The 20255-nt window shown below is 43.7% G+C and carries 13 protein-coding genes; all 13 read left to right on the forward strand.

Annotation, left to right across the window (positions count from 1 at the left end):
* Positions 1-19 precede the first annotated feature (19 nt).
* The 13 genes from B9Y93_RS13525 to metK all read left to right on the forward strand — a co-directional run bounded on the left by B9Y93_RS13525 (position 20) and on the right by metK (position 20255).
* Entirely contained in the window at positions 20-328 is a 309-nt protein-coding gene (locus B9Y93_RS13525; RefSeq protein WP_085494940.1) for a DNA-directed RNA polymerase subunit beta, read from the forward strand.
* A 288-nt stretch (positions 329-616) separates the two neighbouring features.
* On the forward strand, positions 617-1150 hold the full coding sequence (locus B9Y93_RS13530; RefSeq protein WP_085494941.1) for a CDP-alcohol phosphatidyltransferase family protein: 534 nt from the start codon (positions 617-619) through the stop codon (positions 1148-1150).
* Between the two features lie 208 nt (positions 1151-1358).
* Positions 1359-1793 carry a 3-hydroxyacyl-ACP dehydratase FabZ gene (gene fabZ, locus B9Y93_RS13535; protein ID WP_085494942.1) on the forward strand — a complete coding sequence of 145 codons (435 nt, stop codon included), beginning with the start codon at positions 1359-1361 and terminating at the stop codon, positions 1791-1793.
* 150 nt (positions 1794-1943) lie between these two features.
* The gene (locus B9Y93_RS13540; protein WP_085494943.1) at positions 1944-3950 is read left to right on the forward strand and encodes a DUF5693 family protein; all 2007 of its coding nucleotides are present in this window, start codon (positions 1944-1946) and stop codon (positions 3948-3950) included.
* Positions 3926-5053 carry a polysaccharide pyruvyl transferase CsaB gene (gene csaB / locus B9Y93_RS13545; RefSeq protein WP_085494944.1) on the forward strand — a complete coding sequence of 376 codons (1128 nt, stop codon included), beginning with the start codon at positions 3926-3928 and terminating at the stop codon, positions 5051-5053. Before B9Y93_RS13540 ends, csaB begins: the two co-directional genes overlap by 25 nt.
* Positions 5054-5107: 54 nt before the next feature.
* The gene (locus B9Y93_RS13550) at positions 5108-5869 is read left to right on the forward strand and encodes a WecB/TagA/CpsF family glycosyltransferase (protein WP_085494945.1); all 762 of its coding nucleotides are present in this window, start codon (positions 5108-5110) and stop codon (positions 5867-5869) included.
* 113 nt (positions 5870-5982) lie between these two features.
* Positions 5983-7113 carry an MraY family glycosyltransferase gene (locus tag B9Y93_RS13555; protein ID WP_085494946.1) on the forward strand — a complete coding sequence of 377 codons (1131 nt, stop codon included), beginning with the start codon at positions 5983-5985 and terminating at the stop codon, positions 7111-7113.
* A gap of 264 nt (positions 7114-7377) precedes the next feature.
* Positions 7378-11331, forward strand: coding sequence for an S-layer homology domain-containing protein (locus tag B9Y93_RS13560; RefSeq protein ID WP_139829172.1), 3954 nt, complete (start codon positions 7378-7380; stop codon positions 11329-11331).
* A gap of 564 nt (positions 11332-11895) precedes the next feature.
* A complete protein-coding gene (locus B9Y93_RS13565; RefSeq protein WP_085494948.1) occupies positions 11896-14964 on the forward strand; it encodes an S-layer homology domain-containing protein in 3069 nt (1022 codons plus the stop codon).
* Positions 14965-15129: 165 nt separating this feature from the next.
* Positions 15130-17631 carry a COG1361 family protein gene (locus B9Y93_RS13570; RefSeq protein WP_085494949.1) on the forward strand — a complete coding sequence of 834 codons (2502 nt, stop codon included), beginning with the start codon at positions 15130-15132 and terminating at the stop codon, positions 17629-17631.
* Positions 17632-17649: 18 nt separating this feature from the next.
* Complete coding sequence (locus tag B9Y93_RS13575; protein ID WP_085494950.1) at positions 17650-18204, forward strand: hypothetical protein; 555 nt, start codon at positions 17650-17652, stop codon at positions 18202-18204.
* 369 nt (positions 18205-18573) lie between these two features.
* Positions 18574-18870 (forward strand): alpha/beta-type small acid-soluble spore protein, encoded by a 297-nt coding sequence (locus B9Y93_RS13580; RefSeq protein WP_085494951.1) that lies wholly within the window; start codon positions 18574-18576, stop codon positions 18868-18870.
* 182 nt (positions 18871-19052) lie between these two features.
* Positions 19053-20255 carry a methionine adenosyltransferase gene (gene metK, locus B9Y93_RS13585; RefSeq protein WP_085494952.1) on the forward strand — a complete coding sequence of 401 codons (1203 nt, stop codon included), beginning with the start codon at positions 19053-19055 and terminating at the stop codon, positions 20253-20255.

Consider the following 20255-nt stretch of genomic DNA (forward strand, 5'->3'; position numbering starts at 1 on the left):
GAAGTAGGTGAGAGAGTTAGTGAGTGACAACGAACAGAAAGACCAAGCAAGATCTGGACAGCGTCTAAGTCGTGTAGAGACGAAGCGAACCCATGACGATGCAGCAGATGGCAAGAACGAACGTTCTAGCGAGAAGAAGGAGAAGCCTCCCAAATCTTCTGGTCGTGCAGGAAGATGGGTATTCCGCCTTGTCGGCATTCCTCTTCTTATTCTGTTGTTCTTGTATGGCGGCATGGTCGCAGGATTTGTGCTGCTGGGCAAAGCTCCTTTGTCTGAAGCGCTTGATCTTCAGACATGGACGCATATTGTGAAGCTCGTTTTTGAATAATACAGACGTCAGTCTATATCCTTTTGTGCTTCTATAACCATTACTTTTGCAGATCCTCAGATAGGTCATGCAATGTGTACCATAGCACTCCAGTGTCATTTCGCAGCACCATATGCGATTTAGGCATTGGAGTGTTTTTATTTTGATACAATAAGAAGATAAGGCTTTTTGCAGCTGATTTTGATGCAGTTTAATTTTTGAAGGCAGGCATGTATAATAGGTTGAGGTCATACTTCGACAATCCTTGATTGTTATACGTGAACTTTTGCGGGAATTGGAGGTATTAGGGTGAGTATCCCGAATCGTCTGACGGCGGTGCGCTTTTTGCTGATCCCCGTATTTGTCGCATTCTTTATGGCAGACAGGCGCGAGCTTGCTTTTGTTGTCTGGATGCTGGCAGGGGTAACGGATATCCTAGATGGCTACCTTGCACGCAAATGGAATCAGGTTACCGAAGTTGGCATGATGCTAGACCCATTGGCTGATAAGCTGATGATGATGACGGTTATTGTTTCTTTGTTTTTGGCAGGCGATTTGCCGTTATCCTGTGCGATTGTCATGTTTGTGCGGGATGCCGGTTTAATTCTCGGCGCCCTTTGGTTTCATGTCAGGGGGAAGAAGACAATTCCTGCAAGCTGGATGGGGAAGGCAACGACAGTGCTGTATTATGCGGCTGTGGTGAGCCTCTATTTTGGATGGGCCTACGCTGTTCCTTTTTTATGGCTGGTTATTGGCTTCTCATGTCTTACGCTCGTGCAGTACACGTATCAGATCATTAAAGTCAATCAGCGACATGCGTTTGACCCGCATGACCATACATAGACATGATGCAGGATGCGTTAGTGTGCATTTGTGAAGCGAGGGGATGTTCAATTAACGTCCTATTATGCAAAAAAGAGCTTGCCTAAGAGCATCAAAGTGAATGCCTATAGGAAAGCTCCTTATCTTAACCTTCTCGCCTGCAGTCGAGGAAGGATGTTCTTAGTGTCGCCATGATAGAGGACTTTTTATTCATGAAGGGAGAATGAACATGGAACTCAATACACAGCAAATCAAAGAAATTATTCCGCATCGCTATCCGTTCTTGCTTGTCGACCGCATTGTTGAGGTCGTGGAAGGGGAGCGCGCTGTAGGAATCAAGAATGTTACGATCAATGAGCCTTTCTTCCAAGGGCACTTCCCAGACTACCCGGTCATGCCTGGGGTATTGATCATGGAGGCGCTTGCTCAGGTAGGAGCATGCTCTATTCTAATGAAGGAAGAAAATAAAGGACGCATTGGATTTTTGGCTGGCATTGACAACGCTCGATTCCGTGGACAAGTATTTCCAGGCGACACATTAACGCTTGAAGTAAACATTACTCGTCTGAAAGGCTCGATTGGCAAAGGACAAGCTACTGCTAAAGTGGGCGATCGTGTCGTTGCAGAAGCGGAGATTATGTTTGCGCTGTCCAAGCCGGAATAAATTGATGAAACGTTAACATTTGGACATTCTATTAAGAAATGCCGTCTTACCTTCTTGCATATGGTAAGAGGTGCTGCCTCACTTTCCGCAAGTTGGCGCCTTGCAGGCGACAGTTGTGCAAAGTGAGGTTGTCTTTGAGGAGGGACAACCGTGTTTCAAACTTTAGAAACCATCAATCGACGTGCCAAATTATGGTTATGGCTTATTGTTATCGTCGGTGTGGTGGCTTCACTTGCTGTGGTTGTGCAGCGGGTGCAAACCGAACAAACGTCGAAGCAAGTGGAGCTTGTGTTTGATTATCGTGATCTTGTTGATATGTCCATATATCAGCCAAATCCAAGTCAGTATATTAAAGATCAGCTCGTGGTATTGAAGGATGCGGGCGTAGAATCGATGGCTATGTTCGAAAGTTCACTGCAGGAATTCAAATCTGCGAAGCGAATCTGGCTGTACAATTCCAACGAAGCGGCCTTGCTGCAAGGCAAGACGGCTAATTTGAATGAAAATTATACGTATTTGCTGTTTGCAGGCCCTGAAGAAGAACGTGCACTGCAGCCAATCATTGAAGAGACGTTTATGAATCTTGGCATTCATGTGAAGCTGTGGAGCTTTGATGGCAAAAACGGTCTTATTCTAGAGACGCCATATGAAAGTGCGGTAATGAAGTCGATGCCGCAGGATCCGATTGCGATGAAGCTGCTGCGTGATCAAGGCTTTACTATCGTGCCGCGCTTGTCAGATTCGATGCCCTATGATCCAGAGCAAGTGGAGGACTTGCTTGCGATGTATGAGCAAAATGGCGTGACTCGCATTTTGTTTGAAGGAGATGCTGTGAAGGGCTTCAATGATGACTTGAAGCAGAGCAGTCTGACTCATTTTGCAGAAACATTGAACAAACATGGCATTGGCCTTGCGGCCATTGAAGGGCTGAAGGCACCGCAGAAGGGTTTTTCCAAGCTGGCTTATTTGACTCATTATAATGTCGTTCGTATCCATTCGATTTCGGAGCAAGAATCGTTTAATGATCCTAAGGTGCTGGGGGATCGATTGTCCCTTGCGGTGAAGGATCGCAATATTCGTATGTTCTATTTAAATGCGATCGTTAAGCGTGACACGTCAAAGTCTGAAATTGTCGACTCTGTGGACAATATTGTGAAATCATTGGAGGAGCCAGGAAACGCTAAGGCTAAGATTGAGCATGACGGCTTTACCTTTGGTGAAGCGAAGCCATTTGAGGTAGTGGACTCCAGCTGGCAGCGTTACGCGAAGGGCGTAACGGTAATCGGCGGTGTGGCATTGATTGCACTGATGATCTCTTATTTTGTTCCTTATGTCATGATGGCTGCTTTTGTGGTGGGCTTGATTGGGGCAGGCGGACTGTTTGTCCTTCATTCCAAGCTGCTTGAGCAAGGGCTTGCGCTCGGCGTCGCGATTAGTGCGCCTACGATTGCTATGGTGCTTGCCGTTCGCCGAATTGATATGAGCTCCATTGATCTTTCATTTGGGCCTCGTTTGGGTCGGGCTGTTGCGTTGTTCTTGCGCACTTCGGTTCTGTCGCTGATTGCAGTTCCATATGTGATCGCGCTGATGAATAATATTACCTACAGCCTCGTGCTGGATCAATTCCGTGGAATCAGCTTATTGTTTATAGCCCCTGTCGGCCTGACTGCTCTTTACGTGTTCTTGTACAGAGGAGAATCCGTCTTCAAAGAAGCGAAAAGATGGCTTTCGATGCCGCTTACCTTGCTGTGGGTTGCTGCATTTGTTGTGGTGGCTGGTGCAGGTTATTATTATTTGTCTCGTTCAGGCAATGCCGGTTCGGTAAGCTCGATCGAGCTGATGTTCCGTTCGCTGCTTGAAAACACATTTGGCGTACGTCCACGCAATAAAGAATTCTTGCTTGCCCATCCGATCTTCTTGGTCGGTGCGTTTATCGCATTGCGCTATCGTTGGGGGCAGTTCATATTTATGATTGCAGCCGTTGGGCAGATGTCCATGGTAAATACCTTTACTCATCTCCATACGCCAGTCATTATTTCTTTGATTCGTACCGTTCTTGGCATGGGTCTTGGCTTGATTATTGGCATTATCGGAATTCTAGTATGGTCTATCATTGAAAGGTGTTGGGAATCTTGGCGTCTGAAGTTAAAACTGTAGCGCTATCCGGCTATTATGGATTTAACAATAGTGGAGATGAAGCGGTTCTCGTATCCATTCTCACGGCGCTTGAACGCGCTTCGAAGGATCATGGAGTGGCGATTGAGCCTGTTGTACTCTCTGGCGATCCCGAAACGACTACGAAGCTGTATGGCGTAAAGGCTGTCCATCGAATGAAGCCAGTAGATATCCTGCACACTCTGCGCTCAGCGGATGGCTTGATCAGCGGCGGCGGAAGCCTGTTGCAGGATGCAACAAGTGCTAAGACGATTCCTTATTATGTAGGTATTTTGAAGCTGGCTCAATGGCTGAGAAAGCCAACCTTCATCTATGCGCAGGGCGTGGGTCCGGTTCAGAAGGAGTTGTTTTATCCTCTGATCCGTCAAGCCTTCAACAAATCGGCTTATATTTCTGTTCGTGATACAGAATCCAAGCAATTGCTCGGCAGGATGGGACTCGATCAGCAGAAGGTGCAGGTGGTGCCTGATCCTGTTATGGGTCTTCGTCTGCCAGAGGATCGCAAGCATCAGTCGAATGTGGATGAACGCGGATTGCCGTATGTAGGGGTATCCGTGCGTTACTGGAACGACGATCGCTCAGATCTGAATCAGATTGCAGACATGCTGAAGGAGGTTGTGGCGAAGAAGCAGGTGCATCTTCGCTTCCTTCCTTTCCATGGCGGAGCAGATGAAGAGGCTTCTACGCTGCTCATGAAGCGGCTTGGCAATGTAAAGGCAGAGGGCTCTGCGATGAGCATCAGCCCAGCTTATGCCCATCCTGTTGATATGCTTGCAGAGGTGGCGCGCTGCCAGCTGATGATTGGGATGCGGCTGCATTCCTTAATCTACGCAGCTTCACAGCGAGTACCTGTGCTTGGCATATCATATGATCCTAAGATTGATCAATTCTTGAATCGATTGGACAGCCAAGCTATCGGCTCTACGAAGCAGCTTGATCCCGCTCTCGCCTCTGAGCAGATCGTTCGCGTGCTGGATCATTTGGGCGATTGGCGCATGCAACATCAAGATGCCATTGATCGTCTAATTGATGAGGCGGAGCGTCCAGCAGCAGAAGTGGTTCGCATCCTCAAATCTCGAACATAATGGTTCTCCGATAAGGATGTCTTTAACTTTTATAGAAGATCAAGGGTGAAGAGAATGAAACAGTCCAACAGCATACCAACAGTGCCCATCTATGGCATCCCCTTTTCCAACTTGACGATGCAGGAAACGGTTCAGTGGCTTACGGATGTGATTGAGAAGAAGCAGGAAACTCATGTTATTACGGCGAATCCCATTATGGTAATGGCCGCTTTGGACAATACTAGCTTCATGCAGGTCATGAATCAGGCTGACTTGATCGTGCCTGATGGCAGCGGTGTGGTCTGGGCAGCCAATGTCGGTGGACAGCCGCTTAAAGAGCGAGTAACGGGCTTTGATCTGCTTCATGAGCTGATGAAGGCAGGAGAGACGCGTGGTTATCGCGTGTATCTGCTGGGGGCTTCTCCAGATGTGATTCAAGCTGCACATGAGCGGTTACATGACATGTATCCAGGTGTGCAAATTGTGGGATCACGTGATGGATTTTTTGGGCCTGCTGAGGATGAAGCGGTGGTATCCGAGATTGCTCTTTTGGAGCCGGATATTTTATTCGTTGCCCGTGGTGCGGATACCCAGGAACCGTGGATTGCCAAGTACCGTCATCGCTTGAATAGTACGATCATGATGGGAGTCGGAGGCAGCTTCGATGTCATTAGCGGACGAACGAAGCGTGCGCCCAAATGGGTTCAGAATTTGAAATTGGAATGGTTCTACCGGCTGGTCAAAGAGCCAAAGCGATTCCTGCGGATGCTGGCACTCCCTAAATTTGCATGGAAAGTAATGCGAGACAAAGATAAGGTGACGAAAACGAAGATATAGCTTGTGTTTTCTTACAATATCGTAAGTTTTCAGCGGAGAATGGAGTTGGAAGTTCCATTTTGAACGGAGTATAATTCATTCCGGTGAACTCAAATGGAGGTAGATCGAATCCAATGGTACTTATATATATACTCGGTGGAGTATTAGCCCTGCTGCTTGCCACCGGCTTAACGCCTTTAGTTAAGAAGTTTGCAATAAAGGTGGGGGCGGTCGATGTGCCGAATGCCCGCAAAGTTCATACGCGCATAATGCCTAGAATGGGCGGTCTTGCTATCTATGCTGCCTTTGTCCTGACCTTGCTTGGATTTATGCTTGTGGCGCCAGATACATTATTTGGTTCTGCACGAAGCGCAAGCTTGGTAAAGTCTTTGCTCGCCGGCGGTACGATTATTGTGCTGATTGGCGCATTGGATGACCGTTTCGAATTATCGGCAAAAGTGAAGCTTGTCGGGCAGATCCTAGCTGCATGCGTTGTGGTCTTTGGCTTTGGACTGAAGGTAGACTTCATTAATGTTCCGTTCGGAGATCAGTACGTGAACTTTGATGCCTGGATTGCGATTCCTGTTACGATCTTCTGGATTGTCGGCGTAACCAATGCCATCAACCTCATTGATGGTTTGGATGGTCTTGCTGCCGGTGTATCGGGTATTTCCATTGCGACTCTGCTCGTTATGGCCGTCATTATGGGCAATCCTGCGGTCATTCTGCTGTGCTCGATCCTGCTTGGTTGTGTGATTGGATTCTTATTCTTCAACTTCCATCCGGCCCGCATCTTTATGGGCGATTCCGGTTCATTATTCTTAGGCTTTAGCTTGGCGGTTATCTCCTTGCTTGGATTCAAGCAGGTCGCCATCGTGTCCTTTATTACACCGCTTTTGATCATTGGTGTACCGTTGTCAGACACGTTCTTTGCTATTGTGCGCCGCGCGCTTCAGAAGAAGCCGATCTTTGCGCCTGACAAAGGACATCTGCATCATTGCCTGCGCGAACTAGGATTCAGCCATCGCCAGACAGTGCTGATCATTTACGGCATCGCTGCTTTCTTCGGAACTTTGGCTGTCGTTCAATCCATTGCTGCATCGCATGACGCGACATGGGTAACATTCGTCGTAATCTGCGTCCTGCTCGTTTCCTTGCAGCTTGGGGCTGAGGTGATTGGGATCGTCAGCAAGACGAAGCGTCCGATGCTCAATATGATCCATCGAATTCGAGTCAAGGTAAATGCCAACTCTCGATCGGAATAATTTATGCTCATGAGGCTTAAGTGTAATTGCTGCGGTTAGATCGTTTGGATTTATACTAATGATGAAGTCATAGTCCCTGTCTCTTAACTTGTAGAGAGATAGGGGCTTTTTTGCATTCCTTCCTATTCCTCTATTTTCTTAACCAAAACTTCCAGTGCGATATTCATTATTGTTACGAATCTTCCGATAGAAAGAGTAAGTGCTATGTTGTGGAAAACAGCGTAGGGAGGCTTGGCTGGTCTAGCGAACAAGGAGGTTTTTCAATTGAGGAAATTCATATCAATGATGCTCGTGATGGTGATTATTGTCGCCATGGTGCCGCTTCCTTTTGCGGGTCAAGCGTATGCAGACAGCGTCAAAGCAGGAAGCAATTTTGTATTTAATAATGAATCGACGAGCATCAGCAGCGCACGTGTAACCCGTGATGCTGTTACCAGCTTTACAGGGACATTGAACGGTGTAAGCGGCAGCAATATTTCTTACAGCGTATACAATGTAACGAACAACGACCGGGTTATTGATGATAACTATCGTGAGGGGATCACGAGCAATATTAATGCGAACGATGGCCGAATTACGGTTAATAATATTCAATTGTACCCAGGTCTGAACCGAATTGTATTTACAGGATATCAAGGGATTACAGTCATTCAGGAGACCTTTTATGTCGAGTATCGGAATGGCCCGACTCTGCATGATTTGGAGATTTCCTTGTCCGGGAATACGTTCCCGATCGCTGAGAATGAAGTGACAGTCGTGTATTCTTCCACGACCAAAGGCGCAACGGAAGCGAATGTAACCATTAAAGGTGTTGCTCCTAACTCTGACAAGGTGCAGGTAATCGTCAACGGCAACTCCAAGACATACAATGTCACGGAGTCAGCAGGCTGGCGGTTCTTCTCTTCCTCGACGAAGCTTATGCTAGGGAAGAACATTATTACGTTCAAAGTGTATAACGGCACTCAGGTTGTAGAAACAACGCGTGAAGTTGCTTTTTATAATCAGAAAGTCACTTACTTTGATGTATCCATGAAGGATCAGAACAACAACAAGGTCGATCTGTCTCAGAGCCCGACACTTGTTGCCAGCAGTCCAGAGGTTACAGGCCGCATCATTATGCCGATTGACAACACGGTAACGGTGCCTCCAACGGTTGATGTTAAGTACAAGCTCGATAATGGCACGGAAGCGCCGGTAACGGCCACTCGCAATGCATCGCTTGCCACGAGCCACTACGAGGTTTATGAATTTACGCTCAATCTAACAGGGACACAGTTTGATAAGCGACATGAGCTGGCGCTTAAGGTAGATCCGTTTATTCCAGACCCTGCAGATATTCGCCAAGGCGAGAAATCCTTTTATTTTACGTTGAAAAATGCAAGTGAGCCTTATATTTATCAAGCTCGCTATCTTCAAGGCTACTCTTCTGGCATGACGGTAGGCGAAGTGTTGAATTTGCAAGGGGTAACGCTTAATGGTTCCGATATTTACTCACTGCCAGCAGCCATTGAGTTCCTCGTTGTGAACGGTGACGTGAACAATGCAGCGAATCTGATTCAAATCGATTCGATTGTGGGGCTGCCGAGCACGACAGGTGCAGAGCTTACTTTCTTGAATGGCGCAGCGACAACAGAGCAGGTCATGGTTAATGGTGTGTCTATGAGCATGACCAAGGTGGTCTACACGCTGAACAAACTGCCGAAGACGGGCAAGCTTACGCTTAACCTGAAGGCAAATGGCTCGACCTCCCTATTCCCTGCAACGATTACACTGCTGTATGGACCTTATGTAAAGTTCAATGAAGTGTATGATGGGATGAAGATCTCCCAGTCGACGCCGGGACTTGATATGTTTACGGCAGCGAAGCAAATCGTAGAAGATCTCGATTTCTTCAATGGTGAGATTTACAACGTAGCGAATGAAAGCAACATCGTATACAGCGGTACAGGCCAAAATGTTTTCTTCTATATAAATAACAAGCAGATTCCTTTGAAGCCTGGAAGCCGCAACAGCCAATTCGGCTTGGATCAAGCGAATCAGAACATTATTGATGAAGCTGCTCGGGCGTTGACAATCGGCGGCGACAACAAAGTGAAGTTCGTGTACCGTACGGATAACCAGAGCTATGAAGCGACGATGACCTTTACAATCATTTCTTCTGGCGCACCGTCCATTCCTGCTGTAGATACAGATCCAATCTACCCGTATATCACGAAGCAGGAGCCGCATGATCCTGCTATTACGGAAAAAGGCGGTATCTACTATACATCGGAGACGTCCTTTAATGTCTTCGGTACCTTTGACTTTATCGATTTGGGCAAAGACCAAGGAACGGTAGAAGCAACCTTGTCCGGTATGAGTCCAGATGAGCTTGCGAGCTTCATGTTCCAGATTCGCATGCCGAATATGACTAAGCCGATTACATGGACGCTCGGCAATGACTTGTACCAGTGGAAAGGTTCAAGCGTCCCTTACAACGGTACGAACAACCCAGTTGACAATTTGAAAGTCTATTACGATGAAGAAAAGCAGTCCTTTATCTTTGTTATTGAGGATATCCAGCTTCCGGTTGACGGCACGCCGCTTAACATGAGATTCAAGGTGTCGAACAACGGGGGTATCACGGGTCCTGAGTATCCAATGCAGGTCATTCGTCTTGTTGATGTTTATAATCTGATCAAGCCGATCCCTGAGAAACGCGTTGTGAACCAAAACTTTGTGGAGATTGTTCTGCAGTCCGAGAATGCTGACAAAGTAACGATTAATAAGAAAGAAGTTCCGAAATCAACGTACAAGCCATTCTATGTGGATGATATTGTCTATGAGAATGCCTACCGTACAATTGTAACGGGATTGAAGGCAAACAAAGACACGAAGATCGATATTGTCATAAATGTCGGTAATGATGTCATCAAGGATACGATCATTGTGAAGTACGTGCCGACGATTATCCCAGGCGCAGTGAATATTGAAGATATGAGCAAATCCTTCAAATTGTTTGAAGGCAAACTGAATCTTAGCTTCGACAAAGGAACAAGCCTTGTTAGACGCAACTACAATGAGGCTGATCCATTGTACAATCAGATCTATGCGGATAATATGATCTATTTCGCGATTGCCAATCCGAAGGATGGCATTGTTGACCGCTTTGAATTCGAGGCGGTGCCAGCCAACTATGATGATGAAATGGCGGAAGCTGGTGTTATCTTCGACAGCTCCTTCCCTAAGCAGTATGTGAAGATGAGTGAAGTATTCTGGATGGACCCTGGTCTTGCCGATGATATTGGCACACCAACGGTATATGACCCAATTAAAGAAGGCCATAATCCCGTGCAGATGTCGAGCAATGAGAAGGGAATCGAATCCTATCATAAGCGGATGATTGATAGAGAGCTTGTTCCTTCCAAACGAGGCAAGTTGACGCTGGGTTATAACCCTAGCACGATTCAGGATACCGGCAGAATGATTACGGTGCTGCGCTTTAACCCTGAGATGGGCCAATGGGAGAACCTTGGCGGTGTTGTGGATCCGAAGAAGCACACCGTGACAGTTCCATTTGACCAATTCGGCTATTATGTTGTCGCGAAGCTCAGCTTCTCTTATGAAGATATCGTTGACCATAACTATGGACGCGACTTTATCGAGACGATCTATGCAAAAGGCGTCATGAATGCAAGTGTGCCAAACTCTTATTTTGGAACAGGTGAATATATCACACGTGGAGAGTTCACGCGTATTATTGTGAAGGGCATGGAGTTCAAGCTTAACTATGACGGCCAGCTGCACTTTGACGATCTGTACATTCCGCCGGTGATCGATGTGAATGCGACGTGGGATTACCGCTATATTGAGACTGCAGCTCGTCTTGGTATTGTTCGAGGAGTAGCACCGAACTACTTCGGCGGCGATCTCCAGATTACGAGACAGGATGCCGCTGTTATGGTCGCGAAGGCATTGAACCTGAAGCTGGAGACCGACCCTGACAAGGTGCTTAAAGGACTGCAGAAGTACTTCCGAGATGCTAGCAAGATCAACTACTATGCAAGACCGTCTGTTCTTGCGATTGCGAAGAAAGGGCTGCTTGCTGGTGTGCCGGTAGATCCGAATGATCCATCTCGTGGCGCGGTGTTTAATCCTGATGCGAATATGCTGCGTGGAGATGCAGCGATTCTCATGGCACGCGTGATGATCGACGCGAAGAAGCTGCCTAAGATGTGAGCAGTTGATTCGTTGGTGGAAATATAGGGTAATGGGCAGGAGGATGAGCTGACGACGCTCAGCTCTTTCCTGCATGCTGCATGCAAGAATGACACATCTTTTTGATAGAATTGCAATTCTTATTCAAATTATCCATATGCCTGAATTATTTACATCGATTGGTAACCTTTGTGAGGTGACGATCGCAGGGTTAACCGCTATACTTATGAGCGTGGATCACGGAAGCATACATAATGTATAGCAGACCGAATAGAGAGGTCATGTTATAAGCCAACAGCAGCGTACAGAAAAAAAGAAAATAATTTCAAAGCAAGCGCAACTTTTTCGAGCCTACTGCGTTTATAATCATGAAGCTGAAAAACAGTCGCCAAAATTCTTTATTGTTCCCTGTTTTTCACAAAAATATGCTTTACGCTAGACATTGTCCCATGTATAATGACTAGAGTGGCATAGATATCTCTATTATCCCGAACCATTCGTTTACAAGTTTCTGTAGCATTACCGTGTTGCAGACTTATTTTGAATACATTTCGCTCTACTCTTTGGAAGGGGGTGAACCGGCGAATGAGGGAAATGGGTTATCAGTCTTCAAAGAAAAATTCTCAACAACCGAAGGAATTTAGAGGAGGAGAAAAAAAGGTTATGAAGAAAAGATTAGCTTTGCTACTCTCCGTTGCTATGGCGTTCTCCATGTTCGCGAACGTAGCATTCGGTGCTAGCTCCGATTTGACAACAACACAAAAATACGATGCATTGGTTAAAGAAGGTATCTTCACAGGCATCGCAGGATCCAACGATCCACAATTGAACGCTACAACTACACGTGCTCAATTTGCTAAAGTATTGGCTTTGACTTTGGATCTTGCTCCAGTTAACACTGGCAACTCCTTCAAAGATCAAAACTACAGCAAACACTGGGCTAAGCCATATGTTGAAGCTCTTGTAAAAGAAAACTTGATCACTGGTTATGCTGATGGCAAGTTCCACTTCAACGACACTGTAACAGGTGAGCAAATGGCTAAAACTTTCGGTGCAGCTTTGGGTCTTGAAGAAGTTAAAGACGCAGCAGCAATCGAAGGCGTATCCAAGTGGGCTTACGGCTGGGTTCAAGCTGTTAAAGACGCTGGCTTCGACTGGTCCGAAAACGGCAAATGGAACGTTCCAGCTAAACGTGCTACTTTGGTAGAAGCTTCTTACGATGTTCGTGAGCAAACTTCTGTTCAAGTAGAGTCCGCTAAAGCAATCGACGAGAAAACAGTTGAAGTTAAATTCACTGACGGCGAAACTGAAAAAGTAACGCTTGACAAAGCTCTCGTTGAAGGTCAAGAAACTACAATTAAAGTTGAACATAAAGGTAAATCCTACGATGTTAAAGTAACCCTCAAAGCTCTTGCTGTTGAAGCAAAAGCAACAGGTGTTAAAAAAGTAGAAGCGACGTTGACTCGTGCGGTTGATACTACAAAAGCAAAAGTAGAAATCAAACGTGGTTCAAGCGCGATTACAACTAAAGAAGTGAAATTCTCCGATGACAACACAAGCATTCAAATCGAAACTGGTTCTAAAATGCTTGAGGGCGAATACACTTTGACAATTTCTGGTGCCTCCGAGAAAGCTGTATCTACAACTTTCAAGGTTGAAGCAGAAAAAGTAACGAAAATCGAATTGTTGAGTGATAAAGCTGCTGCAGACAAAACATTCGACAACTTGATGGTTGGTTACCGTGTTCTTAACCAATACGGCGATGATATGTCCAACACTGCTTCTATTAACTGGAATGCATCCAAAGGTAGCGTGTCAGCTAACAATGGACGTCTGACAATTAGCAATAGCATTAATGGTGCTACTGTTGGTAAATATGTGTTGGGTGAGACTATTGTTGTAACTGGTGTTGAAACAAACTCCACAACAACTGTAACAGCTAACCTGACTGTTAGCACTCAATCTATGCTTGATAAGATCGAGTTCAAAGGCTTGTACAATGCTGATAAGAAAGAGTTGAATACTGACTCTGACTTCTCTACTTACTATCTTCTGTTCGATGCTTACGATCAATATGGAAACAAAATGAGCAAAACAGAAGCTAGAGATGGTATGATCATCACTAGCAGCAACCCAACTATTGCTGATATCTCTGTTGTAGCAACAACTTATGGAGACCGTCCAAATGTTGTTGATAAAGTAGGACCTAACTTTGATAGCCTTGGTGTTGCTTTGAAAAACCCTGCAAATAACCAATTGAAATTTGACGGTAAAGTAACATTCCGTGCAATTACTACTGGTACTGGTAAGCAATATTCTTACGATGTAGATGTGAAGAAGGCGTCTACTGTAACGAAATTCACATTGCAAAATCCAGAAAACACAGTAGCATCTGGTGAAACAGTGAAAATTCCTTTCGCAGCATATGACCAAGAAGGAAACGAAATCACATCTCACAAAGCACTTAATGATAAAGTTACTGTATCCGTAACACAAGGAACTATTGCTTACAAAAAGGATGCTGCTACTGGCAAGTTTGTACTTGAGTACACTGCACCTACTACAACTGCAGATACTAAAGTTGCTTTGACATCTATTGTTAAAGCAAACGGCAATTCATCTCAAGTATTGTTCGATGTTAGAAAATCCAAATACCCTCAAGTTGTTAGTGGGCTTAAAGACTTCAACGCTAATGTTGGTGTGAATGGTGAAACTAAGTTGAACAATGATACAATTAAAATTCAAGACCAATATGGCCGTGAAATGTCCATGAATGATGCGATTGGTGCAGGTTACACATTGGAATTGAAAAACAACAATATTGACTATGTCGCTCACAGTGGACTTGCAATCACTGCTAAAGATGGTTCCATCACTCTTACAGGTAAAAAGAAAGGATTTGCATCCTTCGATCTTACACTTGTAAAAGACGGTGTTGCACAATCTAACTCTACTTATTCCTTCAACGTAAACGTTGTTGATAAAGCAGATATTTCTGACTATGTAGTAGAAGATATCGCAACAATTGCTGATCAATCTGTTGTTGATGCTACTTACAAAGACAAATATCAAGTTGGATTGAAAGTTTATGGTCAAAAATCAAATGGAGAAAGAGTAGTGTTGTCTCCATCTGAATACACAGTGGTATCTAACATTAATGGATTGGAATATAATTCCGCGAATAAACTGGTTGCTGAAAGTGTATCTTTCGGAGACAAAAATGAAGTTAAAGGTCTCGTAACTGTAACTATTAACGCTTCCGAAACTCCAAAAATTGTAAATAAAGAAGTTACAGTATCTAAAGCAGCTCCTAAAGCAGCTGAGATTAAAGTTGGAGATAAAGGTGGCGTAGTTACTGCAGTAGATGGCAATGTGTTTACTGTAAGCAGCATCACTAATGCTGGTCAATTGCTTCAAAACCTGAAAGTAAAAGACCAATATGGTGTAGAACTTCCTGCTACACAATATACAAGTCTTGTTACTGCTACTGTTACAAACTATGCAACTGATGTAGTAAGTGTGACTGGTAACGGTGGAGCAGCAACTGGTGTTCTGATTTCTGCTAAGCCAGAAAAGAATCTTAGCGGTCAAGAGTTCTCCATTGTCTTCACAATCAATGGTCAATCTCAAACTGTAAAAGTTGTAGTAGAATAATAATTGTATATTACAACAACAATCGATTGATGAAAGGATCTGCTCTTTGAGCAGATCCTTTTTATATTACAGAATGTGTGAGATTTATTAAATTATTTTAACTTCACTATTATCGGTCAAACGATTACCATTAGATTAAAGTATAAGAGAAGGAGCAACAATTACATGGCGGGTAAAAAGAAATGGATATCTGTATTACTATCGGTATCATTAATCTCTTCACTATGGACAGCTGTTGATGTGCCACTAGTATCAGCTCAAGCGAAGAATACAACAAATAACTCTCAGATGAATTATTCTTTACCAGTTTTGAAAAAAGTTTCGTTTAATTCAAATGCATATATTGAAGTAAATGATGCGCAATTCTACCATGTTGAAGGTGACAAGTATGTATACTTTACAGTAACTGTACATAATAATGGTAGCAGTAGCTTAAACTTGATGGATTATTGGTTTAATATTAAATCGAATACTGGTGAAAAATACTCTATTCAATTACAAGGTATATCAGAAAAGAAGGACAATCTAATTTCTCCAAAAACAAAAAAAACATTCAAAATTTACAGTAAAGTGAATCCAAAACTAAATCTATACAACTTATCTCTAAGTGTGATTAAATGGGATTTTTCACAGCCAGGATTCGAAAAAAATATCGGATCTATTCAAATTCCGAAAAATTACTCTAATGTTACACCTATAGGGAAGAATAGAACGCTTAATCTAGGCTCCAATTCCATCGTTACAACAGCTTCCGCATTACAGTTGGTTAAAACAGGCAATAACATAGAGGCGATGGTTTCGATGTATGTTCATAATACAGGAGAAAGTACAGCACAAATTGAAAATTATAAATATTACATTAAAACCAATACAAATCAATATTTTGAGTTAGAACCGGATGCAGGAGATATAAGTGTACAGCCAAACGAAAAGATTAAGGTAAACTTTTATGCGAAACTGCCAAATGATATCAAAGCAAGCCATTATCAACTATTTATTTCGGAAGAACAAGGGTCGGAAGTAAAATTAAAAATTCCAGTAGCTTCTTATGCATTGATGATTCGTGATGTAAAAAATACTGTTACTGCAGCAGGAAAGCCATATACACAAACAGTTGATAATCAACCGATTGAGATCACGACTACAGACATGCTAATCGATAGCAACTCAGAATATAACAATATAACCATTAATTTTACTATGCTCAATAAGGGGAAAAAGGCAGTTAAAATTCCTGATTTTCAGTATGAGTTATTAACAAACAACTTATCCTCATATCCCTTTGAAAAGGAGGAGACAACTGGAGAGCTACTTCCTGGAATAAAGCAGGAATTTACTCTGAAAGCGTCTATACCTTCAGACGCAAATCTTGATCAACTAAAGTTGGCGATTAGAAAAAAACCTGAAGAAAACAAGAGAAATGATTACTTATTAGCGCAGTTAAGTCTAAAAAATACAACTGAGATTTCTAAAGAACCAAAGACTACTTATATTAATAAGCAAGGAACTTATGAAATTAAAGTTGAGGATTTCGAACGAGTTCCTTGGGATACAAATGATATTGTCAATTCAACCATTACAGTGAAAAATACCGGAAGCAGCACACAGCCAATGCTTGATCTTGGCATAAGTACTTGGATGAATGGCATAAAGAATGATGAGAAAGATGTTCATATTTTAAAAGTTGAAGAAACATTAGCATTAAAGCCAGGAGAATCTGCAAAACTTGTTGTTACAACAAAAGTATCTAACCAAGCTAAATTTGACAAAATGAGAATGCAACTCACAGAGAAAATAGATGGAAAATCTAAGAATACAATTGCTAACTTTACATTGGATACACAAACCGCGGTATTGCCAACTTATGATCCATTATCAACGTCAGCTTACACATTGGACCAGCCTGGTGTAAAGGCTGAGCTTAAAGTACTGGAGACTAATACCTTTGTAGGGAACAATAATAACACTATTCAATCTTTGCTTGCGTACAAAAATATAGGCAATAGATATTCGATGTTGCCAAATGTTGTCGCATTTTATATGTCAGAAGCAGGGTTGCTAATACCGGCGAAAATTACTTTATCTGATACTCCTATTTCTCCGTCAGGAGTAAATCTGATTGCAGTTACAGCTGAAGTTCCAAGCTCAATTAAAGCAAAAGATTTGAAATTATTGGTTGGTCAAGGAATAGCAGAAGGGAAATACACACTTGGAACAGCAAAGGCCGATAGTATGGTCAACGCAGCAAAATTGGGATTGGCAGATGATCAAGATAAGTTAGCTTCCCTATTCGTGCCTTTAGAGCTAAGACCTTATACTTTTAAAATCAATTCAATAAACACGAAAACAAACAACAATGGGCAAGTTCAATTTAATTTTGAGTATAACCTATCTCAATATAATCCATTTAATGAGATATTAAATCAAAGAAAACTCGTTTTGGAAATAGAATATAATGGGAAGAAATTCGCCAAAACCTATAGCCTTGGAGAAGCTAATAATGGTTTAAATGTTGGTGAAAAAATAAAAGAGGTTATGGATATTAATGATCCTGCCATGAGTGACGTCATTTATAATGGATTTACATTTAATATTTACGAGGAAGTAAACAACGCTAAGAAGTTACTATTGACTCACTATGTCAGCAGTTTTCATGTCGAAGACTAAAAATGAAAGGTTAGAAAAATGAAGAAGAAAATTGTTAAGAAATTATCTGTAGCGTCTTTCTTTGTCGTTGTAGTGATAGGTTCATTCTACGTATCAAACAGTAGTGCCCAACCCGGTGACTCTCAAGACCCTTTGGTAACGAAGAGCTATGTCGATACACAGATCAAGAAGCTCGTGCAAGAGGAGATTGCGAAGCAGCAAGGTGGTACAGGTAGCGGAGGCAATAACTCGGGCTCAGGCAACACAGGAGGCAGCACTGGCGGTAGTGAAGGTGGGAGCTCAGCTGACACAGCTATGGAGATCGTGACGATCAAGCCAGGGCAGCAGCTTGTAGCTAAGGCGGGAGCTGAGTTCGTCATTCGAGCCGGCAAGGCAGCAATCTATAGCTCCGATGCGAATGGGGTGTCTGACCTGACAGCGGGAGCTGATCTGGCGAACGGCACAGATGCTCCGACCAACCACTTGCTGATGTTCCCTCGTGAAGGACGCGGCATTATAGCGAAAGATACGGTTAAAAACAGTGTTGTCGTTATGGTTCGCGGCGGTTATGAGATTCAGAAAACCAGTAAGTAAAATTCATGGCTCCTTTGTAAAGAATGCTTAGTCCATCACTACACTGCGTGCCTGATGTTTGAGGTTAGCTGTAACGTTACAAGCTGAAGCTGACAGTATGAACAAAGTGTGGACGCAAGATAACAATGGATAACAAAGTCAGTATTTATTGCTGTTAGGATGCTCGAATGAACGTGAGAGTATGCAACGAAAAAAGGGAAACACGACAAGTCTATTGATAAGTCAGAAGTAAGTATTGTAATGCAAAAGAAGCGGCCATATTAGGTCGCTTCTTCTTTTTGTCAGCATACACAGGATTTCCTTCGGGTGCGATTGAGCGACAGGAACATACTAAGTTCACCAGCATTTTTTATAAGGAGGAATGAAGTCATGGCGAATAATAAAAAGAAATTAGTTCCGGCGAGTAAGGATGCGCTTTATCAAATGAAATATGAGATTGCAGCAGAGTTGGGTTTACCGGTATCGCATCAGCGAGTAGGAACGGGATTTAGTGATACGGAATTTGGATCAGACTTCGGGGAGTATGCTTCAACTGCCTACTCATCTAAGGGGCATGACAGTTGGGGACATATGACTTCACGACAAACAGGATCGGTTGGCGGAGAAATTACTAAGCGTCTTATTGCCCAAGCCGAACAATCCTTTCATCGTGACACAGAATTGTAAAGAAAATGTGCAATCATTTTCCAGCATATTTTAGAATTCATTGATTGACACAGCTTGACAAATACAGTAATATGTTTTCTCGAAGGCTGGTATAACAACCTTTTCCAATAGGGAAAAGGTTCGTTTTTTGTCTAGACTTTCCATAGAGAGAGTCACATTATGGTATGGGAGGTTGAGTCCAATTGTCTATTAAAGGACGCCACTTGTTTACTTCCGAATCCGTCACTGAAGGACATCCAGATAAGATCTGTGACCAGATTTCAGATGCGGTATTGGACGCCTTTCTGGCAAATGACCCGAATGCACGGGTAGCGTGCGAGGTTTCCGTAGCAACAGGCCTAGTGCTTGTTATTGGTGAGATCAGCACCACAGCCGATTATGTTGATATTCCATCCATCGTTCGTAACACGATCAAAGAGATCGGTTATACACGTGCGAAATATGGATTCGACTATAACACTTGTGCGGTGTTAACATCTTTGAACGAACAATCACCAGATATCGCTCAAGGGGTTAATGAAGGGCTTGAAACCCGCACAGAAGAAGATATTAAGAATGAGAAGGAGAACATCGGCGCAGGTGACCAAGGTTTGATGTTTGGTTTTGCGACCAACGAGACACCTGAATTGATGCCGCTCCCGATCGCGTTATCTCACCGTATTTCTCGCCGCTTGGCAGAAGTGCGCAAAAACGGTACACTTGGCTACCTTCGTCCAGATGGCAAGACACAAGTTACCGTTGAATATCAGGATGGCAAGCCTGTTCGCATTGATACGATTGTTGTGTCGACACAGCATGCGGAAGAAGCAACACTGGAACAAATCCAAAAGGATATTCGTGAACATGTTATTGCTCCTGTTGTACCAGCAGAATGGCTGGATGAACAGACCAAATATTTCATTAACCCAACAGGCCGCTTTGTAATCGGTGGTCCTCAAGGGGATGCGGGTCTTACAGGCCGTAAGATTATCGTTGACACATATGGCGGCTATGCTCGTCATGGCGGCGGCGCTTTCTCCGGTAAGGATCCGACTAAGGTAGACCGTTCAGCAGCATACGCAGCTCGCTATGTAGCGAAGAACATCGTTGCAGCTGGCTTGGCAGACAAGTGCGAAATCCAATTGGCTTATGCCATTGGTGTAGCAAGCCCGGTATCCATCAACGTGGATACGTATGGTACAGGCAAAGTCGCAGAAGAGAAGCTCGTGGAGCTGATCAAAGAGAACTTTGACCTTCGCCCAGCAGGCATCATCAAGATGCTGGATCTTCGTCGCCCAATCTACAAGCAGACAGCAGCTTACGGACACTTTGGCCGTACAGATGTAGAGCTTCCTTGGGAGAATGTGGACAAGGCAGATGCCCTTCGTACACAAGCAGGTCTATAA

The organism is Paenibacillus aquistagni (genome assembly GCF_900177815.1).
Lineage (GTDB): Bacteria > Bacillota > Bacilli > Paenibacillales > Paenibacillaceae > Paenibacillus_B > Paenibacillus_B aquistagni.